Annotated in this window: 1 pseudogene; it reads right to left on the reverse strand. The window is 74.5% G+C overall.

Annotated elements, in window-relative coordinates:
* Positions 1-596, reverse strand: a pseudogene (locus tag VQ02_RS38635) (methylase); the annotation flags it as partial.

Genomic DNA, 596 nt, shown 5'->3' on the forward strand with positions numbered 1-596 from the left:
ACGTGCGCGCCCGTCTCGCCGCCCGGCAGCCGGTCGAACACGCTGAGGCGCACGTCGACCGTGGTGCCGTGCTTGGCGTAGGAGCGGCCGGACAGCCCGGCGGAGAACACCAGCCGCCCGCCCCGGTCGCTGAGCGCCGCGAAGGCCTTGGCCGTGGCCGGGCGATCGGGCCGGAAACTCTCGCCGGTGATGGCGACCAGGCGCCCCCCGCGCGGAAGGCGGGCGAGGGCGGAGCGGAGGTGATCGGCGGTCGCGTCGCGATAGCGCCCCTCGACATGGGCCGCGACCGAGAACGGCGGGTTCATCAGCACCACGCTCGGCGCGACGTCGTCGGCTAGCCGGTCGTGGATCTGAGCGGCGTCGAGCTGGGTGACCGAGCCGGTCGGGTAGAGCGCTCGGAGCAGGCCCGCTCGGGTGGAGGCCAGCTCGTTGAGGTGGAGTCGCGCGCCGGTGAGTTCGGCGTGGATCGCGAGCAGGCCTGTGCCGGCCGAGGGCTCCAGCAAGGCCTCGCCCGGGCGCAGGGCGCAAGCGAGGGCCGCTACGTAACCGAGGGGCAGGGGGGTCGAGAACTGCTGGAGCGCCTCGCTCGCCTCGCT

This window comes from Methylobacterium variabile, assembly GCF_001043975.1.
Classification (GTDB): Bacteria; Pseudomonadota; Alphaproteobacteria; order Rhizobiales; family Beijerinckiaceae; genus Methylobacterium; species Methylobacterium variabile.